This window comes from Affinundibacterium seohonense, from assembly GCF_014284305.1.
Lineage (GTDB): Bacteria > Pseudomonadota > Gammaproteobacteria > Burkholderiales > Burkholderiaceae_D > Undibacterium > Undibacterium seohonense.
The window spans coordinates 205,377-229,153 of sequence record NZ_JACOFW010000002.1 but is presented as its reverse complement, the minus strand read 5'-3'; the positions used below and the strand labels follow the sequence as shown (position 1 = coordinate 229,153).

Annotated in this window: 23 protein-coding genes; 6 read left to right on the top strand and 17 right to left on the bottom strand. The window is 46.2% G+C overall.

Annotated features, from left to right (window positions below):
- Positions 1 to 25 precede the first annotated feature (25 nt).
- Both ald and H8K52_RS03040 read right to left on the bottom strand, forming a co-directional pair.
- Positions 26 to 1,141, bottom strand: a complete 1,116-nt coding sequence (ald, locus tag H8K52_RS03045; protein WP_186921310.1) for an alanine dehydrogenase — start codon at positions 1,139 to 1,141, stop codon at positions 26 to 28.
- 504 nt (positions 1,142 to 1,645) lie between these two features.
- Positions 1,646 to 2,095 (bottom strand): hypothetical protein, encoded by a 450-nt coding sequence (locus H8K52_RS03040; protein WP_186921308.1) that lies wholly within the window; start codon positions 2,093 to 2,095, stop codon positions 1,646 to 1,648.
- Positions 2,096 to 2,514: 419 nt separating this feature from the next.
- Here H8K52_RS03040 and H8K52_RS03035 point away from each other — a divergent pair, with 419 nt between their 5' ends.
- Positions 2,515 to 4,398, top strand: a complete 1,884-nt coding sequence (locus tag H8K52_RS03035; RefSeq protein WP_186921307.1) for a pre-peptidase C-terminal domain-containing protein — start codon at positions 2,515 to 2,517, stop codon at positions 4,396 to 4,398.
- A gap of 236 nt (positions 4,399 to 4,634) precedes the next feature.
- Positions 4,635 to 4,970 carry a zinc ribbon domain-containing protein YjdM gene (locus tag H8K52_RS03030; RefSeq protein ID WP_186892453.1) on the top strand — a complete coding sequence of 112 codons (336 nt, stop codon included), beginning with the start codon at positions 4,635 to 4,637 and terminating at the stop codon, positions 4,968 to 4,970.
- Between the two features lie 87 nt (positions 4,971 to 5,057).
- On the opposite strand, the gene H8K52_RS03025 is transcribed toward H8K52_RS03030, so the two are convergent.
- The 8 genes from H8K52_RS03025 to H8K52_RS02990 form a co-directional block, all read right to left on the bottom strand.
- A complete protein-coding gene (locus H8K52_RS03025) occupies positions 5,058 to 5,663 on the bottom strand; it encodes a DUF2306 domain-containing protein (RefSeq protein ID WP_222613659.1) in 606 nt (201 codons plus the stop codon).
- Between the two features lie 4 nt (positions 5,664 to 5,667).
- Positions 5,668 to 6,114, bottom strand: coding sequence for a nucleoside triphosphate pyrophosphohydrolase family protein (locus H8K52_RS03020; protein WP_186921305.1), 447 nt, complete (start codon positions 6,112 to 6,114; stop codon positions 5,668 to 5,670).
- A gap of 43 nt (positions 6,115 to 6,157) precedes the next feature.
- Positions 6,158 to 6,361, bottom strand: coding sequence for a DUF6500 family protein (locus H8K52_RS03015; protein WP_246464241.1), 204 nt, complete (start codon positions 6,359 to 6,361; stop codon positions 6,158 to 6,160).
- A gap of 42 nt (positions 6,362 to 6,403) precedes the next feature.
- The gene (gene prfH, locus H8K52_RS03010) at positions 6,404 to 7,024 is read right to left on the bottom strand and encodes a peptide chain release factor H (protein ID WP_246464239.1); all 621 of its coding nucleotides are present in this window, start codon (positions 7,022 to 7,024) and stop codon (positions 6,404 to 6,406) included.
- Positions 7,024 to 8,184 carry an RNA ligase RtcB family protein gene (locus tag H8K52_RS03005; RefSeq protein WP_186921298.1) on the bottom strand — a complete coding sequence of 387 codons (1,161 nt, stop codon included), beginning with the start codon at positions 8,182 to 8,184 and terminating at the stop codon, positions 7,024 to 7,026. The genes prfH and H8K52_RS03005 overlap by 1 nt, the downstream gene beginning before the upstream one ends.
- A gap of 381 nt (positions 8,185 to 8,565) precedes the next feature.
- Entirely contained in the window at positions 8,566 to 9,234 is a 669-nt protein-coding gene (locus H8K52_RS03000; RefSeq protein ID WP_186921296.1) for a hypothetical protein, read from the bottom strand.
- A 108-nt stretch (positions 9,235 to 9,342) separates the two neighbouring features.
- Positions 9,343 to 9,663: a quaternary ammonium compound efflux SMR transporter SugE gene (sugE, locus tag H8K52_RS02995; protein WP_186921294.1), complete on the bottom strand. Its 321-nt coding sequence runs from the start codon at positions 9,661 to 9,663 to the stop codon at positions 9,343 to 9,345.
- Between the two features lie 115 nt (positions 9,664 to 9,778).
- Positions 9,779 to 10,321, bottom strand: coding sequence for a GNAT family N-acetyltransferase (locus H8K52_RS02990; protein WP_186921293.1), 543 nt, complete (start codon positions 10,319 to 10,321; stop codon positions 9,779 to 9,781).
- A 198-nt stretch (positions 10,322 to 10,519) separates the two neighbouring features.
- Between H8K52_RS02990 and H8K52_RS02985 the strand changes: the two genes are divergently transcribed.
- A complete protein-coding gene (locus tag H8K52_RS02985) occupies positions 10,520 to 10,726 on the top strand; it encodes a hypothetical protein (protein ID WP_186921292.1) in 207 nt (68 codons plus the stop codon).
- Between the two features lie 56 nt (positions 10,727 to 10,782).
- Here the strand turns inward: H8K52_RS02985 and H8K52_RS02980 are convergent, their stop codons facing one another.
- Together H8K52_RS02980 and H8K52_RS02975 are read right to left on the bottom strand one after the other, a co-directional pair.
- Positions 10,783 to 11,115 carry a hypothetical protein gene (locus H8K52_RS02980; RefSeq protein WP_186921290.1) on the bottom strand — a complete coding sequence of 111 codons (333 nt, stop codon included), beginning with the start codon at positions 11,113 to 11,115 and terminating at the stop codon, positions 10,783 to 10,785.
- 8 nt (positions 11,116 to 11,123) lie between these two features.
- Complete coding sequence (locus H8K52_RS02975) at positions 11,124 to 11,636, bottom strand: GNAT family N-acetyltransferase (protein WP_186921288.1); 513 nt, start codon at positions 11,634 to 11,636, stop codon at positions 11,124 to 11,126.
- Between the two features lie 153 nt (positions 11,637 to 11,789).
- Here H8K52_RS02975 and H8K52_RS02970 point away from each other — a divergent pair, with 153 nt between their 5' ends.
- Positions 11,790 to 15,875: a DEAD/DEAH box helicase gene (locus H8K52_RS02970; RefSeq protein ID WP_186921286.1), complete on the top strand. Its 4,086-nt coding sequence runs from the start codon at positions 11,790 to 11,792 to the stop codon at positions 15,873 to 15,875.
- A gap of 55 nt (positions 15,876 to 15,930) precedes the next feature.
- Here H8K52_RS02970 and H8K52_RS02965 read toward each other — a convergent pair whose 3' ends face one another.
- Entirely contained in the window at positions 15,931 to 16,815 is an 885-nt protein-coding gene (locus H8K52_RS02965; protein ID WP_186921284.1) for a LysR family transcriptional regulator, read from the bottom strand.
- A gap of 102 nt (positions 16,816 to 16,917) precedes the next feature.
- Here H8K52_RS02965 and H8K52_RS02960 point away from each other — a divergent pair, with 102 nt between their 5' ends.
- The gene (locus H8K52_RS02960) at positions 16,918 to 17,901 is read left to right on the top strand and encodes a sodium-dependent bicarbonate transport family permease (protein ID WP_186921282.1); all 984 of its coding nucleotides are present in this window, start codon (positions 16,918 to 16,920) and stop codon (positions 17,899 to 17,901) included.
- A gap of 81 nt (positions 17,902 to 17,982) precedes the next feature.
- On the opposite strand, the gene H8K52_RS02955 is transcribed toward H8K52_RS02960, so the two are convergent.
- The 3 genes from H8K52_RS02955 to H8K52_RS02945 all read right to left on the bottom strand — a co-directional run bounded on the left by H8K52_RS02955 (position 17,983) and on the right by H8K52_RS02945 (position 21,870).
- Positions 17,983 to 19,446, bottom strand: a complete 1,464-nt coding sequence (locus H8K52_RS02955; protein WP_186921280.1) for a M4 family metallopeptidase — start codon at positions 19,444 to 19,446, stop codon at positions 17,983 to 17,985.
- Positions 19,447 to 19,906: 460 nt separating this feature from the next.
- Positions 19,907 to 20,656 (bottom strand): LytR/AlgR family response regulator transcription factor, encoded by a 750-nt coding sequence (locus tag H8K52_RS02950; protein ID WP_186921278.1) that lies wholly within the window; start codon positions 20,654 to 20,656, stop codon positions 19,907 to 19,909.
- Positions 20,653 to 21,870, bottom strand: coding sequence for a sensor histidine kinase (locus H8K52_RS02945; RefSeq protein WP_186921276.1), 1,218 nt, complete (start codon positions 21,868 to 21,870; stop codon positions 20,653 to 20,655). Before H8K52_RS02945 ends, H8K52_RS02950 begins: the two co-directional genes overlap by 4 nt.
- 243 nt (positions 21,871 to 22,113) lie before the next feature.
- Here H8K52_RS02945 and H8K52_RS02940 point away from each other — a divergent pair, with 243 nt between their 5' ends.
- Positions 22,114 to 22,668 carry a cytochrome b gene (locus H8K52_RS02940; RefSeq protein WP_186921274.1) on the top strand — a complete coding sequence of 185 codons (555 nt, stop codon included), beginning with the start codon at positions 22,114 to 22,116 and terminating at the stop codon, positions 22,666 to 22,668.
- A 103-nt stretch (positions 22,669 to 22,771) separates the two neighbouring features.
- Here H8K52_RS02940 and H8K52_RS02935 read toward each other — a convergent pair whose 3' ends face one another.
- Positions 22,772 to 23,758: an alpha/beta hydrolase gene (locus H8K52_RS02935; RefSeq protein WP_186921272.1), complete on the bottom strand. Its 987-nt coding sequence runs from the start codon at positions 23,756 to 23,758 to the stop codon at positions 22,772 to 22,774.
- Positions 23,759 to 23,777: the final 19 nt, after the last annotated feature.

The window sequence follows — 23,777 nt, the reverse complement described above, 5'->3', positions numbered from 1 at the left end:
ACTGGCTTTTTTATTGGCGACTTGATTAATTCAACACACTTTCTGCCGCTACATATTCGTAGCCCAGATCGCGCGCTACTGCTTCATACGTCACTTTACCTTCGCAGACATTTAAACCATTGCGCAGATGTACATCATCACGCAGTGCTTGCTGCCATCCTTTGCTGGCCAGTGCAACAGCATGACCGACCGTTGCATTGTTTAAGGCGAATGTTGAGGTGCGGGCTACCGCACCAGGCATATTTGCCACACAATAATGAATCACACCGTCAACCACGTAGGTTGGCTCTGCATGCGTCGTCGCATGAGAGGTCTCAAAGCAACCACCTTGATCAATCGCGACGTCAACGACTACTGCACCTTTTTTCATACGAGAGATCAGATCACGGCTGACCAGTTTTGGTGCTGCGGCTCCTGGCACCAATACGCCACCAATGACCAAGTCTGCGGACAGCACTGCTTCTTCGATCGCCTGAGCATTGGAGTACACCGTGGAAATACGATTGCCGTACACCAGATCTAGTTGACGCAAACGATCGACGCTTTTGTCCAATACGGTCACGCGTGCCCCAGTACCGACTGCCATTTGCATGGCATTGGTACCGACCACACCCGCACCAATAATCACAATATGCGCGGGGGCGACACCTGGAACGCCACCGAGTAACAGACCCATACCGCCTTTAGATTTTTCCAAATGTGCAGCACCAGCTTGAATTGACATACGACCAGCGACTTCGCTCATGGGTGCCAACAAAGGAAGGCCACCATTGGCGCCAGTGATCGTTTCGTAGGCGATACAGATCGCGCCTGACTTCACCAGAGCTGCAGTCTGTTCTGGATCGGGCGCGAGATGCAAATACGTGTACAAAATCTGACCCGGACGCAGCATCGCACACTCTACGGGTTGCGGCTCTTTGACTTTAACAATCATCTCCGCACGTTCAAAAATTTCTTTCGCTGTTTCGACCAATTCTGCGCCGACGGCTTGATATTGTTCGTCAGTTAAACCAATCTCAGTACCTGCATTTTTTTGCACCAATACTTGATGCCCGCGTGAAGTCAATTCACGCACAGAAGACGGGGTCATGCCCACACGATATTCGTGGTTCTTAATCTCTTTCGGTACGCCTACGATCATGATGTCTCTTTCTTGATTTGGGAAAATTTTTTGCAAACTTCGCTTGGAATTATTCGATGAGATAGTGACGACAAATGTTCTCCGCCACCTGCCTGCTACTTTATTTGACTTAATGAATATTCAGTCGGATTTAATTATGCCATCGTGCAAAAGCGTGACTAGACTACGTAGGTACAAATTGCAGGTTTACTGATTTGCAACAATTGTGCGCACGCACAATTGTATGGAAAGCCGTACACTTTACACACTTTCGTACGGAAATTCGAACAGCTTTTCTGTTTCACTTACGAAGCAAGCACGTCGATACATTCTAAAGCCATCAGGTTTAAGGTATTGCTAGGCACAAACTGGCTTTACCAATACATCGCACCAAAGTGACTGCCAACAGATTACGGATTGTCTTCGATCACGCCATCTTGATGAGTTAGCACTGGAAATGGATTCAGTAAGTTCTACTATCAAGCATGTGTAGAACCTACTGTTCGGCTGTGATGAAAGACCTGATTACATATCTATAAAATAAATGTCTCGTCCCGCGTAATCCACTAGGAGAAATGTGTGCTGATCATGACCGAATTCCACACCGATCAAATGGAAATGTGCAACATTCCCTAAACAGCGAAATCGTTGATATTCACCATCCTTCTCCCTGTTTGCGTTCTTAGTGAAATCCCGTAGATTCAAAGATGTTTTTCCCGAAAACTGAATTGATAAGCTTGTTCCAGCTCGAGATATACGGGCATCTGTAATTTTTTCTTTACCCCAATCGGCGGAAGTAAATGGTGTGAAAAAGCTTTCAACATTGATCAGTTGCTCGGCCTTGGATAGCGATATACGTTTAACGTACGATTGCTCAAAGATATATCCATGACGAAAGTCATCAGATTGCGCTTGCGACCAATTGCACGCTATGGCCAGCAGTAAGACGACGGACAAGAAAGTATATTTGTACATAGAGATCTCAGTGGTAAAAAACGAAATCGCTGGCAAATCAGTAGACTCAAAAAAACCACAGTATTAGTATGAAATTATCAACTACCAATATGTTAAAAATCCTGTGATATAAATAGTATAAAACCGTGGATTCCCTGTTTAAAACAAGTAATTAACGATCATTATATGAATCAGTAAGTCACAAAGAAAATTTATTCAAAAATCATGCTATTTGTATATACAAGTACACATATCTTGGATATACCTCAGGTATATTGAAATCTCTCATTTTCTGTTTAACTCTCTCCTCGCTCCATCTTCACAACACTGTTTGCACGATTTTCGGATCTGCAAACAGTGTTTTTCTACTTGGGGCGTAAATCAAAAATCCAATAAGTGCACCATCAGCACATGACCGCAGTTCACCATGGGAGATAAACATGAAGAGCAATCAACAGAAACAATCGAAGAATCCAGCTCAGCGCTTGCTGAGCTCTAGCCTTCTTTGCGCTTTACTAAGCACAGCATTTAGTGCAGGAGCCGCCGATACGCTGGCGGCACGCCAAGAAATCGGTAGTGCCGACGCCTTAATCCGTAGTTTGGTCAGTCAGCATGCCAACCCGAACAGCAACGCCAATGCTCGCGTTGCTGGATCAGACGACATTGCGATCAATAAAAATCAACAATTCGATAACGATATTACCGACTACCATTTCAAGGATGGTGTTCTATCAGTGTCCGGTAAAGCTCGCGGAGTCGCCAATTCGACTTTTTACCTCAAAGGCACCGCAAAAAATCTGCACGGCTATTTGATCAAACGTGATCAAAAGAAAGCTTATGAGTACAGCACCGATGCCAAAGGTATAGTCAGCGTTACCGAAGTGCCTATTAGCAAAGTGATTCCCGACCTCGATGAAGGCTGGTTAAAAGCGACCACGGTCAACAATCTGGCTGGTGCAATTCATCCTGTCTATAGCACTATGGCTTTACGTCAAGCCCGCCATATTGGCCCATACAATAATGAAGATGTGACTAAACTGGAAAGCAAACCAGGCAGTGCGTGGGTGTTCTATTTAAATCACTCAGCAGTGATGAGCGGCACCACACCATTGAACGGTGTAACAAAAGAAAACATGTATCGTGCATGGCAAATCGTTGCCGATCAATATTCGATGTACAACATCAACATCACCACCAATCCCGCCGTATATAACGCGGCAAAGTCCGCAAATATCTTGCGTACAGGCGTGATCAATTTTGTTAACCAAGACGGCCGTTCAAATGCCCCTTTGAGCTCATTTGGCACCACCTCCGCTGGTACGCTATATCGCAATCCATCTAGCGGATTTGACTATGGCTATGGCATCGGTATGACAGCTGCACATGAAGTCGGTCACCAAATGGGCATGAACCATGATCGTGGTGGCAGTGGAGGGGAATATTTCGAAGGGATTGCGGCTTATCAGTGGGGCCCTATTATGGGCAACTACTGGATGGGTGCGAACTGGGCATCTAGTCGTTGGACTTGGAGTAAAGGCGAATACAGCACGGCATCGAATTTCGAAGATGATTTACGCATTATGAACGTGAATGAATCGATCCCCTATGTTGCCGATGACAATCCATCTGGCAAAAACTTAGCAGTAGATGCTGCTGGCAACATCAGTCCAAGCACCAATTTTGGTCAAATCGAAAAAACTGGCGATACCGACACTTTCAATTTCACTGTCACAGGCAATGGCAAGCTGGATCTAAAAATTGATCCAATTGAATATTTCGGCATGTTGGATGTGGACGCCAAAATCTACAATTCTGCCAATACTTTAGTCGCCAGTAGCAATAAAGCGGTCAACCGTTCAGCTGAATTTATCGGTTTGAATTTAAGCGCAGGTAACTACCGTCTGGTGATCGCTGGCGGTGCTGAAGGTACACCTTCAAATGGTTTTTCCAATTACTCTTCACTCGGCTACTACGGCATGAAAGGCTCATTGGTTGGCAGCACGCCGCCCGTTGATGTCATGCTCACCAGCGGTGTCGGTCTGGCGAATCAAAGTGCCTCTACCGGCGCTTGGAAATACTACGCAATTGATGTCCCTGCAGGCAAAACCAGCGTGGTATTCAATATCAACGGTGCAAATGGGGATGCTGATTTGTACTCACAATTGAGCGTGAAACCAACGACTGCGGCATACAAGTGTAAGTCGGATGGTGCAACCTCCATCGAAACCTGTACAGTCAATGCGCCAGCAGCAGGTCGTTACTACCTCGGTGTGTATGCTTACTCCGCATTCAACACTTTGACGGTCAAAGCAACGGTCAATTGAGCCATGTAGCGTAAGAGTTAACATCACTTATCTACAAAAAGAGGCGGGCGCAATTTGTGCTCGCCTCTTTTTTTATACCAGGTTCCATATCACATCATTTTCCGCAACAAAGCCTAAGTTCCCGCTAAACACAGACAACAACACACTTTATCGAGCTATATCAAACATCGTGATGACAAAATCATAGGCGCGGTCGGTTATACTAGTGACTCTCAAGCTTTTGTCAGAAAGAAAATATGTCTCAGTTACCAGCCTGCCCAGTTTGTGGCATGGAAAACACCTATCCCGACAACGACAATTATGTCTGTGCAGATTGCGGTCATGAGTGGCCTATGCAAGCAGCAGCCGAAGAATCGGATGAACGCATCGTCAAAGATTCCAATGGCAATGTCCTAGCCGATGGCGATGCCGTCGTGTTGATTAAGGATTTGAAAGTCAAAGGATCTTCGATTACCTTAAAACAAGGTAGCAAAGTGAAGAGCATACGTTTAGTCGGTGGCGATCATGAAGTCGACTGCAAGATGGATGCGGGCAATTTCATGCTCAAGGCCTGTTACCTGAAAAAGGTTTGAGCACCTGACTTTGTCAGTCACTCTTGCTAGGCAAGAGTGACGACGATTTCATACAGTGCCATTCGCTGTTTCAGAATTGACAAACACTCACACCGACAATGGCCGATTAAAAATCCATTCTGCAATAATCAAATTTGGCACCCAGCACAGCCAAGAAATAATGGGATAGCAAAGTTCGAACGGCAGACCGAGCACCATCGACAATGGTAAATAAATACGCAAAGTCACTGCGGCCAAAGTTAGAGAAAAATTGCGTATCATCCATTGCTGGTGACTAGCAATATCGCCATGTCGGATCGCCCAATAAGCGCGAGCCCCAGTGTACAGCCACAGCAAAGCCAATATACCAAAACCCAAATTCGAAGTTAAACCACCATAGGCAAACGCTGCCATCAGCAAACCCGCGATTCCGCCTAAAAGTACGCCCAAGCCCAAATAGAACTTGCCTAGCAAGCGATGAACTTGCGGTCGACTCGCCCGCAGGCGTTTGGAAAATTGAAATGGCCCGATCACTAGAGCTAAACTCGAAGCAAATATATGCAGATACACTGCAATTCGATGATTTTCAAAATTGGTTTTCATATCTGGATGCACCAGACTTCCCAACGGGAAAGCGGCATAAGCAATCGTCGCATAAGCCGCAACACCTAGGCTCAACACTAGCATCAGACCATACAAAATTTTCTTGTGCATGAATTTATTCCGAAGAAGAATTTGGAGCAGCCAATTCTGTTAACATGGCTTGCAATTTTGGCTCAGGCTTCCAGTAATTTGGCCCTTTCATGACCTTGCCGCGCTCATCATAAATCGGCAAACCATCCGCACCAAGTTTCGAGAAATTCGATTGCATGATAATCGATAACACCTGATCTAAAGGCAGTCCAAACTTGGCCATTTCTGATGCACAGTAAACCTGAATATCGCCGAGCAAATCGGCCAGCATGGTCAAGACTTCAAGTGGATCTTTGCCCGCTTGTTGCGCAGCAATGATCTCATCCATCTCATGCACTTCTTCCATCAAAATATCCTTAAACGCTGCCATTCGTTCCGCCGCAGGCACGCCAACATCAAGCGTAGGCGTGGCACTGACTGGCAATTTGTAGATACCGTTAAACTTTTTAATATCTTCTGAAAATGTACTCATCGATTTATGGCTCCTTGAAATATAAACAATAGCGATAAAAAAACTAGTTGGCCTCAACCATTTTTTTAATCTTTTCGGCTTTTTCAAAATGATCTAACTGATGCGTCATAATCCACCAAGTCGCAGCTTCCATCAAGAGTTCTGGATCATCATTTTTATTGGCAAAGAAAGCGTAAAAAGATAGGCCAACATCCCTGCCCTTTTGTGCGATTTTTCGTTCACAGACTTCGATAATTTTTTGTTTCAATTTTTCCTGCATCAAACTGACTCCTATTGTCATTCAACATAATCAACAACGCTTAAAATCCCAGCCTTTAAACACTATCTGCGCCGCACCTCGTGTTAAATCATGATGGGCAATCCTACGCTCGCTACGTTGCTGCAATGCCTGTTGCTCATTCAGGGTCGCTAATTTTTGCGCAATCAACATTGTGGCTAGTTTCTTGTTCGCATACTGACTACGCTCGGTCTGTACTTTAACACTGATTCCGCTGGCAACATGTGTGGCGCGGATCGCACTGTCGGTCTTATTCACATGCTGACCGCCAGGTCCACTGGCACGACAAGCTTCGTAACGTATATGCTTATCCGCCGCTGTTTCCTCAACTTGAAACAAACGCACACCAATAAACCAGTTTTTACGTGGGTAGCGCACCCGATAAGGGCTTTCACATATCCATTGCAAACTTCCCTGCCAGCTTTGAATCCATGACATATCTTGCTCTGCATCTCGCGCTTCTAAGCTGAATAAAAGAGATTTGTAGGTCGAAGGACGCTCTGCTACCACCATCTCGATGACATCTAATCGACAATGATGCCGTTCAGCTTCCAAGTGCAATGCCTGCCAAGCTTTAGCGACTGCCAGACAACATTCTGCGGGGCCTTGCCCGGCACTTATTTGTACCAACATCATACGCAGCAAGCCCCCGACGTTTTGTAACTAACCAAGGGTTTAAGTTTAGCAACAAGGCGAATCAAACCAGCCTCCAGCAAAGAATGAATCACCGTATCAATCGGTTTATAAGCTTCTGGTGCTTCTTCAAAAATCAAAGCTTTATCATGACAAACGACCCGACTATTCAGCGCGGTACGACTTAATTGTGTTGCAGTAAAACGCTTACTCAATCGTGGCTCACATTCGCTACGCATCCATTTTCTACCTGCACCGTGAGCGAGTGAAAATAGACTGATACTCGAATATTCCGTATCAAGCGCTTGCACTAAATAGGAATAATCACCACGTGAGCCCGGAATGATCAGCAGTCCTGGGTCGGCTGGTGTCGCGCCTTTTCTGTGCAAAAAACCATGTTCACCATCGATACAGACTTCACTCAAAAAATTATGATGAACATCTACAACAACATCCGCCGTGGTCGAGAGATTGGCGCAAATACGCTCCGCAATGAGACTACGATTTGCCTCTGCATACTGCAAAGCTCTGGCATGTTGTGACCAATAAGCGGCAGCAGCCGATGAGCCTGCGAGCAGTCCAACATGGCCAAAGTGATCAATATGCTGACGTAAAATTTGCCCGCCAAAACCGCGCGAACCGCTGTGTACCAAGAGCATGACTTGCTGACGATCTAGTGCATGACTATCGAAGACCGCGCGATCGTAGATCTCGTCAAATTGCTGTAACTCGGCAAAATGATTACCACCGCCGATGCTCCCCAAGCTTCGTTCAAAGCCTGTGTCGCGCATCTGATACGCATCGACGCGCTCTTGCCAAAAGTCACTGTGCTCAGTTAAAGGCGCATCAATATTACCCAATCGTTTGACCAATTTATCGAGGGATAATTTGCCAATAGTGAGATCGGTTTTTAAGAAACGCATGCCGCAGCCAATATCGCCACCGATCAAAGCGGGATAAAAGCGTCCGATTGAAAAAAAAGCTGCGCCCACCGGATAGCCGCGCCCCGGATGTAAGTCAGGCATGCCGACGACACGACGCATACCGGGTAGCTTTGCTGTGGTTTGTAATTGTTGGATTGCGCCTCCTTCAATCCATGTTGTTGGTGAGGCGATCACAGACACATTATCTGCGATGATTTGTAATGAGGAATTGCCCATTGAGTTTCAACCTGTGAAAAATGCAGGTCGTCACCAGGACGTATTGGCAGTCAATCTTGCGATAGAGTCTCTCTACTGATTCGATCTGACAAATCAGATCAATCAGGTCGAGGAGATATGCTTAAGCCTGGCGCAACCCGCTAAAAATAAAAGCGTGTTGTGGGTGCAGGTTGATTGAATTCATGATGAGCTCCTTTTTATTGTTGTTCTCAGAGATTGTGAAAAACGAATCAGCTAGGCCGATCTGTTTTTAATTGTAGCAAGCTAACTTCAACTTCGTAAAGCCTTAATTTTTCTCAGCACTTAACTTTAGGATTTGCGAGGAATCAGCGAATCTTACGCCCAGCGTTCAATCCCGCGCTGTAGCTCAAATAAACCCATTCAGCGCTTTACCCACCACCATCTGAGCAATAAGAAAACCAAACCACCTATGAGCCAACGGAATGACAGCAAAATGTCTTTCCATGAATTGTCTCCTACACCTGACCAGACCTGTACGGTCATCGATTCAAATGCAAAGTTTTTTGCTCTCACCAACGCTAACAAAGGTCGAATCGTTTGTGATTCTTTAAAACGCATAGGCTGGCTTGCTTTCGTCATTTCCACCCGCTGACCGGCCTTGACACTTAATTTGGACAAACCAGGAAAAGATGCGGTTCGTTCCGCGCCATCGCCTAGACGCCAACCGGAATTCCACAAGGTGCTAACATCGCCAGCGGCTGTCGCCTTGCCAATCAATGTCACAACAAGGGTATATGGGCCGGCATCTTTGGTGGCATAAATGGCGTTACCAAGCCAATCCTCCGTCTTCAAATCTAAAGTTTGATTTGGATTAAGAGGCTTGAGATTATCTTCCGGCGGTTGAAATTTTTCGAACCTGTCAATGTCCTGCGGACTCAGGCGCATTTCGGCCTCGATACGCCTCCCGTACTCGCTGCTTTGGGCGATGGCCTCAGGAATGCCATGAGGAACAAAGAGCAAACCAACAATGCAAACCAAATGAAAAAATTTGATGTTTATTTGGACATAGACAGATTTAAATAAATGCATAGTGACTAAAAAATTGAGTAGTGCCAAGCGTTCCGATTGGTAGTATTCAACCCTGGCAATATAAGTCGACTAACATCAATGAATCGACTCTACCAAACCCAAGTCGCACTACGCCGTGCTGCTTAATTTCAATCCGATAATGCCACATAAAATGAGCACTAAACTCAGCACGCGAATCAGATTCAGAGGCTCCCCAAACAATACAATACCAAACACCGCAGTACCGAGCGCACCAACGCCGACCCAGATCGCATAGGCGGTACCGACGGGTAAGGTTTTCATGGCATACCCCAATAGGACGACGCTGATCAGCATCGCTGCAACAGTAATCAGGCTGGGCCAAAAGCGTGTGAAACCATGACTGTATTTCAAACCAATTGCCCACACAATTTCAAACATGCCTGCACACAATAAGACTACCCAGTTCATACCGACTCCAAAAGAGAATTAATCAGGGTCGTCCCAGAAAAAACTACCGTCAGCAGGTCGTCCAGACTGACTAGATCAATTGTAATTCACGCTTTAACAAAAGGCACCGTGTTTTTCAATCTGGTGCCGTTGGCCATTCCCCATCAACTTGGCACACTAGGAATTCCGACCCATCACCATAGCTTGCCAGTTTTTCCCGTATTAAGGAATTCAAACGCTGATTTGTAAAACCAAAACGCCGCCAATAATCGGCCGAATTCTGTACCGCAACCAAACTCAGCTGCGAATAAGATAAGCGACGGCAAAGATCAAACAATTGAGCGACCAGCCCGCCCCCAATTTTGCTACCGCGGACACTAGGTGTTACCGACAGGTCATGCAAGTAGATGCAGTCAGGATCAGCTGGTAACACACACGAGGGTGCGTTTAATTCCGGCGGTGCTTGTAGCGACCACGGTAGCGCAATCAGATAGGCAATAATCTGTGCGCCATCTTGCGCGACAAAACAAGTAGTTGGTGAAACCTGTAATTTTGCGCTTAATGAGTGTCTTGACTCTGGAATATCGCCGCTATAACACAGGGCTTGAATTTGCATAATGCTATCCATGTCTGTGGGCAGCATTTGACGTATTGTCAGTGTTGTTGTTTGACTTAACATGAGACCAGCGAGCAGCTAATTACGCCACTTTATTGAAAGATTCAGAGTTTCCTATTTTAACTCGATTGTGGCCTTGTGATTTTGCGGTAAAACGTCACACCCTGTCAATGCAGCTGCGCATGGCAATGCTTTTCATGCACTAATAACGATATCGAAAACACTAGCGGATGTCATGGACTAGCCCACATCGCTTTTTGCATGAAACCAATGACGGCAATAGGGGCAGCAGCCAGCACCTACTTGTTAATTCAGGCTGATGTTGACACCAGAATCACGCTCAAAGTCAACTTTGCTGATGGGAAAAATCATGTCGAAAGCATCAGTTCAGAAGCCTCTGAAAAAATTATCAACATCAATGACACACCACAAAACAAAACACCACTGACGCCAACACCGATCATTTAACCCAAAAGCGCAAACGATTGCCGTGCGCACCTTGCCGATGTACTCGACATATTGAATTAAAAAAATCGTATAAAGATCAACTTCAGAAATCGCCCTAGTACAAACCCTAACAGTGCGGCGGAGGCGAAACTAATTGACATATACGGCAGCAGCATCAGCGCATCGGCGCCATCTATCAACAGGAAACTAAGCAAACCTGCCAACAACAAAGCGAACGATGCACCAAACACAAATGGCACATAACAAGGTCGGAACCAGGCGAAAATGGCACTCAACATGCAAGCTGCAGCAAAACCCAGCGGCGTATCAGAGCTGCAGGCAGTTAGCCCGACAAAAATAGCGAAAGTCAGGAAACCATGAAGGGCCGGGGATCGGTAATTAAGAATCATGGTTTGACCTAGACAAGATCGATGGAAAATAAATTCAACTCTCTATCACCGTCAGGGTGCAAGATCGTTTTTTCAAAGTGCATGCCGATTTTTTCCAACAATTGGATCGAACTGGTATTGTCAACTCGGGTCGTAGCCAATAAACGTGGCAAACCCAAACTCAGTTTGGCGTAGTCAACAACAGCAATGGCCGCTTCATGGGCATAGCCATGCGCCATATATTCCGGCAACAATGCGAATCCGATATCCGCATGCTCCAGATAGTCGCGCTTCGCCAATCCACACATACCGATGGCAGCACCCGTATCTTTCCGTTCCATCAAATAAAACCCGTATCCATGGCGCGCATAACTGGCAACCGCACCATCCAAGATATAGTTTCTGGCATCGTCAAGACTACGCACACCGCGATCACCGATAAATCGTAACCAAGACGGTTCATTTAACAGGCACAACATAAATGCAGCATCATCACCAAGCATTTGGCGCAAAATGAGACGAGATGTTTCTAGAATAATCATAAGTTTTTCATTGAAAACAATGCGCTCAATACAGATGCGCGTCATATTATCAGCACTTTTTTGTGAAAAGAGCTAATTTTTCAAGTCAACGGGTAAGCCAGTAGATCAGGTAAAATCGCGACTTCATCTGCAATCCTCAATCATCAACATTCCATGCACCAATTCGATCATCTGGACGCGCACGAACTCCCATTTTTGTACGCCTTAGCGCTATTCGACGCACCGCTGAGTCAGAACGTGATGCTAGAGCTGCTATTGCAGCGCCGCGAATCGTTTGGCAAAGCTGGCGTGGTACCGGGCGTAATTGCCGTCCGTGATCAATTAGCCGTGCTGCATGAAAAACATTTGGTAACACCGATTAGTGGCAAAGGGTATGCTCTCAATGCAGATTTGCAAATGCCCGTGCTCTGTCATTTGCTTGAGCATAACGATATAGCCGCATGGGTCAGCAGCATTCGTATGATTTTGAGTAAGCATGAAGAATACAAACATTGGAAGGTCCACAATGCTGCTTTTTGCCGACGTGAATTACTCTTCTCTTGTTTAATCAATGAAACCGATGGCATCGGCTACTGGCGCCATGAATTTTTTGAAGCCCGTACGGGCGAGAAAAAAAACCTGGCTGAACAACTGTTTGAGAGCGTGGCAGGGCAGACGATCTTTGCGCAGTTTTCGGAAGTTGCCAAAGCGGTGCTGCTATCGGATTTGTTCTTTCAAACGAACTGGTCAGCGGGTGATAGTCATAAGGCCTATCAGTATGCGCAAACCCATCTGAACAGCCTCGGTGAATGTGTCTATTTCATTACTGAACAATTGATTTGGCAAGCCTTGCTGCGCGGTGATTTTGCTTTCGTCGCCGACATAGAGCCCTACTGTTTGGAAGAACATCGCGGCACCCATGCTTTTGCAATGGCGATTATTCGTGCTGATTATTCCGCGGCTCTTGCGCAGATCGACAACATCAGCAAAACCATCAAAAAAAGTACCGGCAAACGCAAAGTGCATTTTGCAGATTTGCTTGGCTTGCTCTACACCGTTTGTTTGCTCGCCGTAGACAACACAGATAATCGTAAAAAGCTCAAAGAACATGTCGATGATGGCATTAAGCAAAACGATGCGTTCACTTATTTTCTATTGGAATCCCTCACCAATCATCTCGCTAAAGGTGTGCCACTCAAAGCGCAACGCTATATCTTGCAACGGGAACTCGGAGTAGAAACTTTATTTGAGAGTCTGGCATTATTTTGGGAAAGTGAACCGCTGCGTGAAGATGCACATCAGCGTTTACGCGGTGCCTATCAACTTTATGTCAAACACGGCTATCACTGGCTGGCGGCCGAAGCTGATGCGCTGTTGGTCAAGCATTATGCTGACGCACCGCAAATGGATGGTTGGCACGCCCAGCGTCAACTCAAGCCGCTATACCAAGTCTTGCAACGCGAAGAATCTTGGCAACGCGCCTTAACGGCACTAAGTCAATTAAATCTCAATACCAGCAATGACAACAGCAAACCAATCAGCGAACAAAGATTAGTCTGGTTGTTAACGCTATTACGCGATCATGCAGGACTAGAACCACGCGAACAAAAAGTCAACGCCAAAGGTGTGTGGAGCAAAGGTCGCCCGGTTGCCTTAAAGCGTTTAGCGCAAGAGCAAGATAGCTTACCGTATCTGACCTCACAAGATAAACAGATCGCCAATTGCATACGCAAAAGTATGGACGGCTACTACGGCAATGTCGAATATAACTTAGATACCGAGAAAGCTTTACCACTACTAGTCAATCATCCGCAGGTGTATTGGAGCGACGCGCCCGATATTCGCATCGATATCGTCAAAGGCGAATTAGCCTTATTTCTTAAAGAAAAAAACGATCACATCAGCTTGCAATTAGAACCAGCGATCACAGCACAACAAGCCTATGTCGCCCGCAAAGAAACACCAACCCGTTTGGCCATTTATAGTTCCAGCGCAGAGATTAAACAGATCGCTGGCATCCTCGGTTCCGGCCTCACGGTACCAAGCGCGGCAAAAGCACAGCTAGTCGATGTCATCGCGGCGATCGCGCCGCATTTGGCGATCCATTCTGATTTACCAGAGTTAGCACAGCACATCCATACGGTCGCGGCGGATCCCACTTTGTTTGCGCATTTACTGCCACTCAAAGAAGGTTTGCGTTTGCAATTATTAGTGCGGCCACTCGCCGAAGGTGGTTGGTTCACACCCGGCAAAGGTGCGGCCAATGTGCTGGGTGAAATCGATGGGCAAACCGTGCAAGCAAGTCGCGATTTGACTCAAGAAAATACCGCATTACAAAGCTTACTCAAGAGCTGTGCAGCCTTCGACGAAGCCGAAGAAAACAACAATGAATGGCAGTGGCAAACACCTGAACAATGTCTGGAATTATTAAGCCAACTCAAAGCCATCCCTGAAGAGCAATTGCAATTAGTCTGGCCTGAAGGCGAACGCTTCCGCCTGCAAGGGCAACGCTCGCTTGGCAATATGCGCTTGAGCATTAAGAAGCAAGGTGAATGGTTTGTCGCTGGTGGTGAAGTCACGCTCGATGATGGTCGGGTATTGGCATTACGCGAGCTGATGCAAATGGCAGAAACCAGCAAAGGTCGTTTCTTAAAAATCGGCGAGAATGATTTCCTCGCTTTGACTGATAGCTTCCGCAAACGTTTAGATGAATTACGCCACTTCGCTGAACTAAGTGGAAAAGACGGCATACGCATCAATTCCTTAGCCGCACCAGCGTTGGCTGAATTAGCCGACGAAGTGGGAGAGCTCAAAGTCGATAAAGCATGGCGTGAGCAAGTCGAAAAACTCGATGCGCTCGCCAGCTTCGTGCCGCAAGTACCATCCACTTTGCAAGCCCAATTGCGCGACTATCAACTAGAAGGTTTTCAGTGGCTAGCCAAGTTAGCCAAATGGGGCGTTGGTGCTTGTTTAGCAGACGATATGGGTTTAGGTAAAACCGTACAAACTTTAGCGCTGTTGGTGGATCGCGCACCGAATGGGCCCGCCTTGGTAGTCGCGCCTATTTCGGTCGCGATGAATTGGCAAAGTGAAGTTGCCCGCTTCGCCCCCACTCTAAAGATCCGCGCTTATCAGCAAGATCGCTCATTGAACGACCTAGGTGCGTTTGATATCGTGATCGCTAGTTATGGCATGTTGCAACAAGATGCAGCTGCCTTTGCCGCCCAACATTGGCATAGCGTGGTGCTAGACGAAGCACAGGTCATCAAAAATGCCGCGACCAAACGCAGTCAAGCGGCGATGGCACTGACCGCTGATTTCAAGATGATCGCCAGCGGCACACCAGTAGAAAATCATTTGGGTGAATTGTGGAATTTATTCCGCTTCATCAATCCGGGTTTATTGGGATCGAAAGACAATTTTGCCGACAAATTTAGTCATCCAATTGAACGTGGTGACAAAGCGGTTCGTGCGCATTTAAAGAAGCTGATTCAACCTTTCATCTTGCGCAGAACGAAGACGCAAGTTTTAAGTGAATTACCACCGCGCACTGAAATCAATTTGCAAGTGGAACTCAGCGATGAAGAGCGTCATTTGTACGAAGCACTGCGACAAGAAGCCATCGACAAGATTGCGCAGATCGATCCGACAGCGGGCAAATCGATGCAGGTGTTGGCAGAGATCACCAAGCTACGTCGCTTCTGCTGCCATCCCAAATTAGTGATGAAGAACGCCAACATCAGTGGCAGCAAGCTCGCGGTCTTACAACACACGGTGGAAGAGCTCCTCGACAATCGCCACAAGGCTTTAGTCTTCAGTCAATTCGTCGATCACTTAGCCATCGTGCGCGCTTGGCTAGATGAACAAGGCATTGCCTATCAATATCTGGATGGCAGCACGCCTGCGTTAGAACGTAAAAAGCGCGTCGATGCTTTTCAAGCGGGTAAAGGCGACATCTTTTTAATCAGTTTAAAAGCAGGCGGCACTGGTTTAAATTTAACTGCCGCCGATTACGTGATTCACCTCGACCCTTGGTGGAACCCAGCAGTAGAAGACCAAGCCTCTGATCGCGCCCACCGCATGGGGCAACTACGTCCGGTGACGATTTATCGACTGGTGACGCAGGACACCATAGAAGAAAGAATTCTCGCATTGCATGCAGAAAAGCGTGATCTAGCGGATAGTTTATTGGATGGTGGTGATGCGGCGGGACGAATGGATACTGAAGCCTTATTGCGTTTGTTGAAAGAGAGCGTGTAGCAGACAAATTGTAAACAAACTGTCTGCCGATTTTCCTAATCACGACCTTGGCGTTCTAAGCCCAATCCTGCAAATGTTCAAAAAACACTTTGGCAATCGGTGAAAGACGTTTTCCCTTAGGATAAATAATCCACCAATTGGAATGAATGGGAAAATTTTCTACTGCTAATATCTTCAAGCCCTCTGCATCGACATTTTGATGTAGTGCGTGCTTGGAGATAATGGCCAAACCTAAGCCGCCCGCCACTGCCTGTTTGATGGCTTCGTTACTACCCAACTCCAAACGCACTTTAGGCTGGAACTGATGCTCAGCGAAGTAGGCGTTGCACGCTAAACGGGTGCCTGAACCTGCTTCACGTAACACAAATAATTCATTCGCCAAATCTTTACGCTTGATGCGTTTTTTTTGCGCCAGCGGATGGTCTGCGGCAGCGATCACGACTAAGGGATTATCCAAAAATCGGTGCCGTTCCAAATCCAAGTCCTCAGGCGGGATCGACATAATGTAGAGATCATCCGCATTCGACTTCAAACGATTGACGACACCATCCCGATTTAACACTTCAAACGCGATATCAATATTGGGAAATTGTTTGTAAAAATTACCCAGCATGCGTGGCACAAAATATTTAGCCGTACTAGCGATCGCGACCCGCAAGCGCCCTTCTGTATGTCCTTTCATCGCGCTGATGGTCTGCTGCAAATAATCAAACTCATCGCGAATCGTCCGCGCAGACTGCGCTACGGCTTCGCCTGCGGCAGTTAAGAATACTTGTTTGCCAATCACTTCATAGAGCGACAAACCCACTTCATCTGACATCGCTTTCAATTGCATTGATACCGTCGGTTGGGTGATGTGGCAAGCGTTTGCCGCAGCGGTAATACTGCGATGCTCTGCCACAGCGAGCAATAACTTCAATTGGCGAAAACTCAGGTTCATAGATTTTTATCGATGATTGGCATAATTATTATTGATTTTACTCTATACACCTAGCCCACTACAATGGCGCCCAATTCAATACCGCACCAGGAACTTGTTTTTATGATGACGTTTAGTGACCCAGCCATTCTCTTTTTCTTATTCGGCCTCTTGGCAGGCTTCTTCAAATCCAATCTAGAAATTCCGCAACAAATCTCACGCTTTTTATCCTTGTATCTATTGATGGCGCTCGGTTTAAAAGGCGGTTTTGCACTTGAAAAAACCGGTTTGACTACGGAAGTCATCATCAGCTTAGCTTGTGCCGTCAGCTTAGCGATTGCGGTCCCTCTAATCGCATTTCAAATCTTAAAACGTCTAGTTCCCCATTTCGACGCTGCCGCCTTAGCCGCGACTTATGGCTCCGTGAGTGCTGTGACTTTCATCACTGCCACACAAATACTCGATCATCAAGGAATCGCGTTTGGCGGTCATATGGCGGCAGCGATGGCGTTGATGGAATCGCCGGCAATCATCATGGCGATTTTTTTCGCCAATCAAATTCGCCACCGGCAAACATTGGCATTGGGACAAAGCTCGTCTATCCCCGTCCATACGCTGTCGATCAAAAAACTGCTGCATGAATCCTTCACCGATGGCGCGCAATTGCTGTTGCTCGGTTCATTAATCATAGGCATGATCAGTGGTGAAGCCGGCCAAGATATGATGCGTCCATTCTCAGTAGATTTATTCAAAGGCTTGTTAGCATTCTTTTTATTAGATATGGGCTTACTCGCTGCACGTAATGTCCCTGGCCTGAAACATCAGTCTCCTTGGGTATTTGCCTTCGGCATTATCGCGCCACTTTTCCATGCGAGTCTGGCCTTACTTTTGGCATCCCTCTGCGGGCTGTCTTTGGGCAATAGCATTTTGTTGATGGTACTCACCTCTAGTGCCTCCTATATTGCCGTGCCTGCTGTCGTACGCTATGCAATACCTGAGGCTAATCCCTCCTTATACGTTGGCATGTCATTAGCGCTGACTTTCCCACTCAACTTATTATTCGGTATACCCTTGTATGTGTACCTTGCTCAGCTCGTTATTCATTGACACTCGGACTTGCGACTACCCATAAAAAAACGCCTGACGCTAAGCGCCAGGCGTTTTCGATAACAGCAGTCTGTCAGTAATTTACGGCACGCACTTCACGCCAACTGAAGAAAATGCTGCAGTCACATCAGCTTTTACAAAGCCACGATTCACTGCCGCTTTTTCTACACCGCAAGCACCTTGATTGAATGTGCTGCTAGCTGTCCAGTACAAACGATTAGCATCTGCCATCACTTGGAAAGCTTTTTGCACATTCCAACCAACTTTCTTAGCTAACAAATAGAAGGCCTTGTTGTACACGCCGCTAGAGTAATGCACATCCATAGTGCTTGTGAACTTAGAAGCGTTGTCGATAGAACGACCGTCTTGTGGTGGGTTCGCCATGTAACGCAGAGCGCCTGTACCTTTGAAGATTTCGGCACCAACTAAGAAATCATTCGTGCCTTTCATGTAGGATTCAGCAGCTTCACCAGCCATGTCAGAGAAAGCTTCATTCATCCCACCAGACATACCGGAGTACACCAAGCCAGAGTTTTGCTCAGTGAAACCGTGGCTCACTTCATGCGAAGTCACGTCCAAAGAAACCAAAGGATAGAATGTGGTTGCGCCGTCACCGAAGAACATGGCAGTACCGTCCCAGAATGCATTTTCATAGGACTTTTTGTAATGGACTTTCATCAGTAACTTTTGGCGAATAGGGCGTACGCCCGCCCAAGCTTGATACATATTAAACACAACATTGCCAAAATAATGCGCATCATTCATTGGTGCGTAGGCACCATTGATTGCCTTCACGGTGTTACGTGGGCATGTAAAGCTATGTGGTGCTTTTGGCGTTGTGCTCAACGAATTCATATTGTAAGTTGCGACGTTCGTACTATTCAATGAACATGTCGAACCTGATTGCGTGACATTCAAATAGCCATATTTTGTACCGAATTCGTATTGACCGGTTTTGGCATTACCGCCAGGACCTGTGCCGTTAGCATGATTAATACCTTCCCAGTGATCGATCACTGCGCCTGTGTTCGCATCTAACATGTAGAAAGGACGGCGTGGCTCTTCGGTATTCTTGGCATTGAAAGAAACGACATAGATCAAACGCACTGTGTTGTTCGCTTCGCGCTTGACGTACATTTTGACCTGTTGATTTTCAATGTCAAAAATTTGCGCTTGCGTTTGCGCTTGCATCAAGGCTTGCATTCTATTAAAAATCGGTGTTACAGATGGCAGATCTTGATCCAAGTTGCGCAACATCGCACCAACAACTTCACGCTTACCATCTTTGGCAACATGTTCAACCACGGCTTCATTCCAAACTGGAATGCCTTGGAAAGTTTGCTGATGACGAGTCACAACCAAACCGTTTGGATAGGTGATGCTGCGTTCTGCTTGCAGTGTTGAACCTTGAAAGGCAGGTTGCGCTAATGTATTTGCTGACAAGTCTTTCATGACTTGACGGTCTGCTGCTTGCGCACCAAACGCGCCCGCTACCAAGAGTGCCATGACGACTGGACGTACTACGATGTTGTGCTGCTTTACCATAATTAAATATCCCTAAGATTTTTTTTAAATAATTATGAGCAGGCAGATTTATCGACGCACGCAAAAAATTAGATTGCTCACGCCGCAGTGAAGCCAATTTACACATTATTGATTTCAAAGCCTGTAACTTGTGGCTACAGAGATCTCCCCGATCGCTAGACTTGACTCAATTAATCACAATTCTTTTTGAGGTCTGAATTTGTATGAAAAGTGTATCCAAAAGTCGCAATTTGTACGAGACAAAATTTTCGATCTAAAAATTACAAAATTATGTAAAAAATGTCCAATCTTATAGAGAAACACTGAATTAAATATGATCAAAAGAATTTTCATTGAGGTTGCAAAAAACAAACGAAGATAAAAATATATCTACGAATTAAGATCATTTTAACCACTAACGAGACAAGAATTTTGCTTTTTCGGCTTAACAAAAAATAAGTGCCAATGCATACCACTTGGGCTAATCACGGAAAAGATGAGTGAAATTTCGACTCACGAGCAATTTTTCCTGGTGTCCCTTGATCAATACCTGCATACGTTCTGCATCAATCCGCTCCGCTGCCGCAATCGCTTTGACATTCACCACGCTGGATCGATGTATTTGCCAAAATTGCTCCTCGTCCAAACTCTCTAACAAGTCTTTCAAAGGAGTACGCAATAGAGCCTCAGAATCTTGTAGAACCACGCGGGTGTATTTCGTATCGGACTGAAAAAACAGAACCTCATCAACGGCGATCAACCGAATCTGCTTCCCCACACTGGCTTTGATCCATTTCAATTTTTCAGACTTGGGAGCAGGAATGGCTACTTGCAAGCTCTTCAATATCGCGCTCAGATCTAAGGGCTGAACTTGTGTTTTTTCTTGCACCCTGGCGATTGCCTTTTGCAGGCGATCTTCTTGCACAGGCTTAAGTAAATAATCAATCGCCCCCGCATCAAAGGCGTCAATGGCGTACTGGTCATACGCAGTAATAAATATAATATGCGCCGCTTTGCCAATTTTTTGAGCCACTTGCAGACCAGATAAACCCGGCATGCGAATGTCTAAAAAAACCAAATTTGGTTGATGCGCTAAAAAACCATCCCAGGCATCATTGCCATTTTCGGCCAACATCACGACCTCAGCTTGCGGCCACAATTTTTCCAACTGTGATGATAAACGCTCGCGCATTAGTGGCTCATCTTCAGCGATTAGAATTCTTGTTTTCATTGTCCAAATAACTCAGTTTTCAATTGATACGGAAACCGCACCTCAGCGATAACGCCGCCATCGTCCGACTCTGCCACAGTTAAAAGCGCACGCTCACCATATTGCAAGCGCAAACGGTCTCGTACATTTTGCAAACCAATTCCTTGACTCGGAACATCACTTAAACCAACTCCATTGTCACTCACCGCAATGGCGATTTCAGTCCCCACATATCTCGCCGCAATATCGATATTGCCACCTCGTAGCGCTGGCTCTATCCCATGTTTAATCGCATTTTCTACCAATGTCAGTAACATCATGCTAGGGACAATAATGTCCTGCATGTCATCCGGCAAATGCAATTGAAAAGTCAAGCGTGACCCCATCCTAGCTCTCATCACTTCCAGATAGGCTCGTATTAAACGAAATTCTTCCGACAAATGGTTATGTTCGCTGCGCATGTCGCTCATGCAAGCTCGCAAGAATACGATCAGATTGGCGGTCAGTTCTGCCGCTTTCGGTGCTGTCGTTTCTGCCAGTTGTTGAACCGCGCCGAGGGTGTTAAAAAGAAAGTGTGGCTCGATCTGCGCGCGAAGTAGTCTTAACTGCGATTCACTCTCTTGACGTGCATTTTTCTCACGTTCAGCCGCTAACGCTAACTGTGCAGTGATCACTTCATAGCCTTGATTTCGCCAACCGGCAACGATACCGACCAAGAGCATATACACAGCACCCATGATCGCCGCCACGGCCAATGCCATGGGTCCATTTTTCAAAATCGACGCCACAATATCCTTGCCTTGTACCAAAGAACTCACCGCCGTCGCACCGAAGAAACCAATTAACACGCCTCGAACAGCACTCAAGGAAATTCGAAAACGATATCGCGAAATCCGTCGATAATTGAACCAAATGCCCATTAAGGCAAACACGAACATCCAGCCCAATAGATTGCTCACGGCAATCGCAAGTAATAGTGGCAATTTTGTTTTGACGACATACAAAATGCATCCCAAACAGGAAAATACTATGCTCAATTTCAGCACACTCAACCACAACTTCGTCCCCTGGTAGGTCATGCAAAATTGATGAAGCTGGGTTCGTTCAATCTCACTCAGCGCTACCAATCTAGCGGCCATTTTGCGGCGCCAGGCAATGGTAATGAGATTTGCACGCTCGGGCCTGAGCAACACATCGAGCAATTCATCATTCCATTCCTTGTACCACGCGCTCATTTTTTTCCACATACATAGTCCTATTTATGATCGATAAGGATCACTGTAATGAACTTGGATTCGCCGCGCCACGCAATTGCGATCAAATACGAGTTTCCTATTCTCAAATACGTTAGGTGGCTGACTCATGTCAAAAACTCGCTTCTTTCTGGACATACCGAGATAAATAATACGACACTTTCCCACTGCGACTGCCAGACTTCGCCTATCATACAATTTACCAAGACGACATAAGGAAACATCATGGCGATACCGAAACCGCTTTCTACAGTCAGTGATGCGCGTTATCACAAACTGAGTATTGGCCTGCACTGGTTGATGCTGTTATTACTAATCGCGGTGTATGCCACGATCGAATTACGCGAACTTTTCCCCAAAGGCACAGATGCACGCAAAGCCATGAAGATGTGGCATTTTATGTTGGGTCTATCGGTCTTTATGTTCGCCATCCTGCGGCTGGCGACACGTCTACGCACTCAGGCACCCGACATCGTTCCGCCCCTCGTTACTTGGCAAAAATGGTTAGCGAAATTCATGCATTTCGCCTTGTATGCATTAATGTTAGGAATGCCAATAGGTGGCTGGTTGATTTTAAGCGGTGAAGCGCAAATCATTCCATTTTTCGGACTGGAATTACCTCCCTTAATGAGCCCGAACAAAGAGCTGGCACATACGATCGAGGACTTGCACGTGACTTTTGGCCAGACCGGCTATTTCTTGATTGGCTTACACGCATTAGCTGGCTTGTATCATCACTACATCGTCAAAGACAACACCTTAAAACGCATGTTGCCTTAAACGCCTAGCTTTGAAGGGAAAAGTCAAAAGCGCATCCATTTCGATGCGCTTTTTTCTTGATTAGATGGATTGATTAGATGGTTTGGTTAAAGCCTGCTTTACCCTATTTTGGCAACACATTTTTCTTCAGAAAATTCACCAAAGTTTTAACGAACTCGGCTGTCAACTCCAGATTCGGATCGCTGTAAGACGAGACTTGCTGGCTATTATCCAAAGGAACGGACTTCATCAAATGATTCATCCCTTTGATGATATGCAGCTCCGCTTTAGGTTGCGCCTGCGCTAACAGAGTCGCCTGACTGACGCTCACTTGAATATCGGTATCGCCTTGAAATATCGCCATCGGCATTGCTATTTTTTTGATCTCGTCTGTCGGAATTATCGGGAACCAAGATATCAAATAGTTCTGCACGCTAGGACGATACAGTGCCAGTAATGGTGCCGGAACATCATTAACAAACGTAGACTTTTCCAAATTACTCAAAATGTGTTCGTTGGCCTTTGCCAAGTCAGGCGGCAATTTACTGGCTAGCTGGCTTCGCAATATTTTTGCCGCTGACTGCCCTGGCCCTGCCACTGATACATAGGCTTTCACCGCTTCAGATTGAATAGCGATCAGTCCCAAGGTAGCGCCTTCGCTATGCCCCAACACAGCAACGCCGCCAAACCGGGGATCGCTTTTTAAAAATTTAATCCAAGTTTGTGCATCACTGACATAGGTTTGAAATCGTAAATCTTCCTCAGCTTTTCCTGAGGCAAAGCTCTCGCCCACACCCCGTTTGTCATAACGCACGGAAGCAAACCCGGCAATCGCCAATTCCTCCGCCAACATCTTCAGACTATCATTTTTACCCTTCATCGCGGCACTATTACCGTCCCTGTCGGTGGGTCCAGAGCCCGCGATTAACAAAATCACAGGCGGTTTGGTCTTATGCCCAGGAATGAGCAAGCTACCATACAAGGTATTAGTCCCCTCGCCAATGCTAATGGCAGATTGAATAAATTCGGCGTGAGCTTGATTTAGGATTGAAAAAAGCAAGCAACATGACAAGGCATAGACACGCAAACAGGCACGAATTGAGAACTGCATAATGAACTCTCCAAAATCA

Coding starts and splice junctions, on each gene's coding strand:
- ald (WP_186921310.1), bottom strand. CDS start 1,141: ATGATCGTAGGCGTACCGAAAGAGATTAAGAACCACGAATATCGTGTG.
- H8K52_RS03040 (WP_186921308.1), bottom strand. CDS start 2,095: ATGTACAAATATACTTTCTTGTCCGTCGTCTTACTGCTGGCCATAGCG.
- H8K52_RS03035 (WP_186921307.1), top strand. CDS start 2,515: ATGAAGAGCAATCAACAGAAACAATCGAAGAATCCAGCTCAGCGCTTG.
- H8K52_RS03030 (WP_186892453.1), top strand. CDS start 4,635: ATGTCTCAGTTACCAGCCTGCCCAGTTTGTGGCATGGAAAACACCTAT.
- H8K52_RS03025 (WP_222613659.1), bottom strand. CDS start 5,663: ATGCACAAGAAAATTTTGTATGGTCTGATGCTAGTGTTGAGCCTAGGT.
- H8K52_RS03020 (WP_186921305.1), bottom strand. CDS start 6,114: ATGAGTACATTTTCAGAAGATATTAAAAAGTTTAACGGTATCTACAAA.
- prfH (WP_246464239.1), bottom strand. CDS start 7,024: ATGTTGGTACAAATAAGTGCCGGGCAAGGCCCCGCAGAATGTTGTCTG.
- H8K52_RS03005 (WP_186921298.1), bottom strand. CDS start 8,184: ATGGGCAATTCCTCATTACAAATCATCGCAGATAATGTGTCTGTGATC.
- H8K52_RS03000 (WP_186921296.1), bottom strand. CDS start 9,234: ATGCATTTATTTAAATCTGTCTATGTCCAAATAAACATCAAATTTTTT.
- sugE (WP_186921294.1), bottom strand. CDS start 9,663: ATGAACTGGGTAGTCTTATTGTGTGCAGGCATGTTTGAAATTGTGTGG.
- H8K52_RS02990 (WP_186921293.1), bottom strand. CDS start 10,321: ATGTTAAGTCAAACAACAACACTGACAATACGTCAAATGCTGCCCACA.
- H8K52_RS02985 (WP_186921292.1), top strand. CDS start 10,520: ATGAAACCAATGACGGCAATAGGGGCAGCAGCCAGCACCTACTTGTTA.
- H8K52_RS02980 (WP_186921290.1), bottom strand. CDS start 11,115: ATGATTCTTAATTACCGATCCCCGGCCCTTCATGGTTTCCTGACTTTC.
- H8K52_RS02975 (WP_186921288.1), bottom strand. CDS start 11,636: ATGATTATTCTAGAAACATCTCGTCTCATTTTGCGCCAAATGCTTGGT.
- H8K52_RS02970 (WP_186921286.1), top strand. CDS start 11,790: ATGCACCAATTCGATCATCTGGACGCGCACGAACTCCCATTTTTGTAC.
- H8K52_RS02965 (WP_186921284.1), bottom strand. CDS start 16,815: ATGAACCTGAGTTTTCGCCAATTGAAGTTATTGCTCGCTGTGGCAGAG.
- H8K52_RS02960 (WP_186921282.1), top strand. CDS start 16,918: ATGATGACGTTTAGTGACCCAGCCATTCTCTTTTTCTTATTCGGCCTC.
- H8K52_RS02955 (WP_186921280.1), bottom strand. CDS start 19,446: ATGGTAAAGCAGCACAACATCGTAGTACGTCCAGTCGTCATGGCACTC.
- H8K52_RS02950 (WP_186921278.1), bottom strand. CDS start 20,656: ATGAAAACAAGAATTCTAATCGCTGAAGATGAGCCACTAATGCGCGAG.
- H8K52_RS02945 (WP_186921276.1), bottom strand. CDS start 21,870: ATGAGCGCGTGGTACAAGGAATGGAATGATGAATTGCTCGATGTGTTG.
- H8K52_RS02940 (WP_186921274.1), top strand. CDS start 22,114: ATGGCGATACCGAAACCGCTTTCTACAGTCAGTGATGCGCGTTATCAC.
- H8K52_RS02935 (WP_186921272.1), bottom strand. CDS start 23,758: ATGCAGTTCTCAATTCGTGCCTGTTTGCGTGTCTATGCCTTGTCATGT.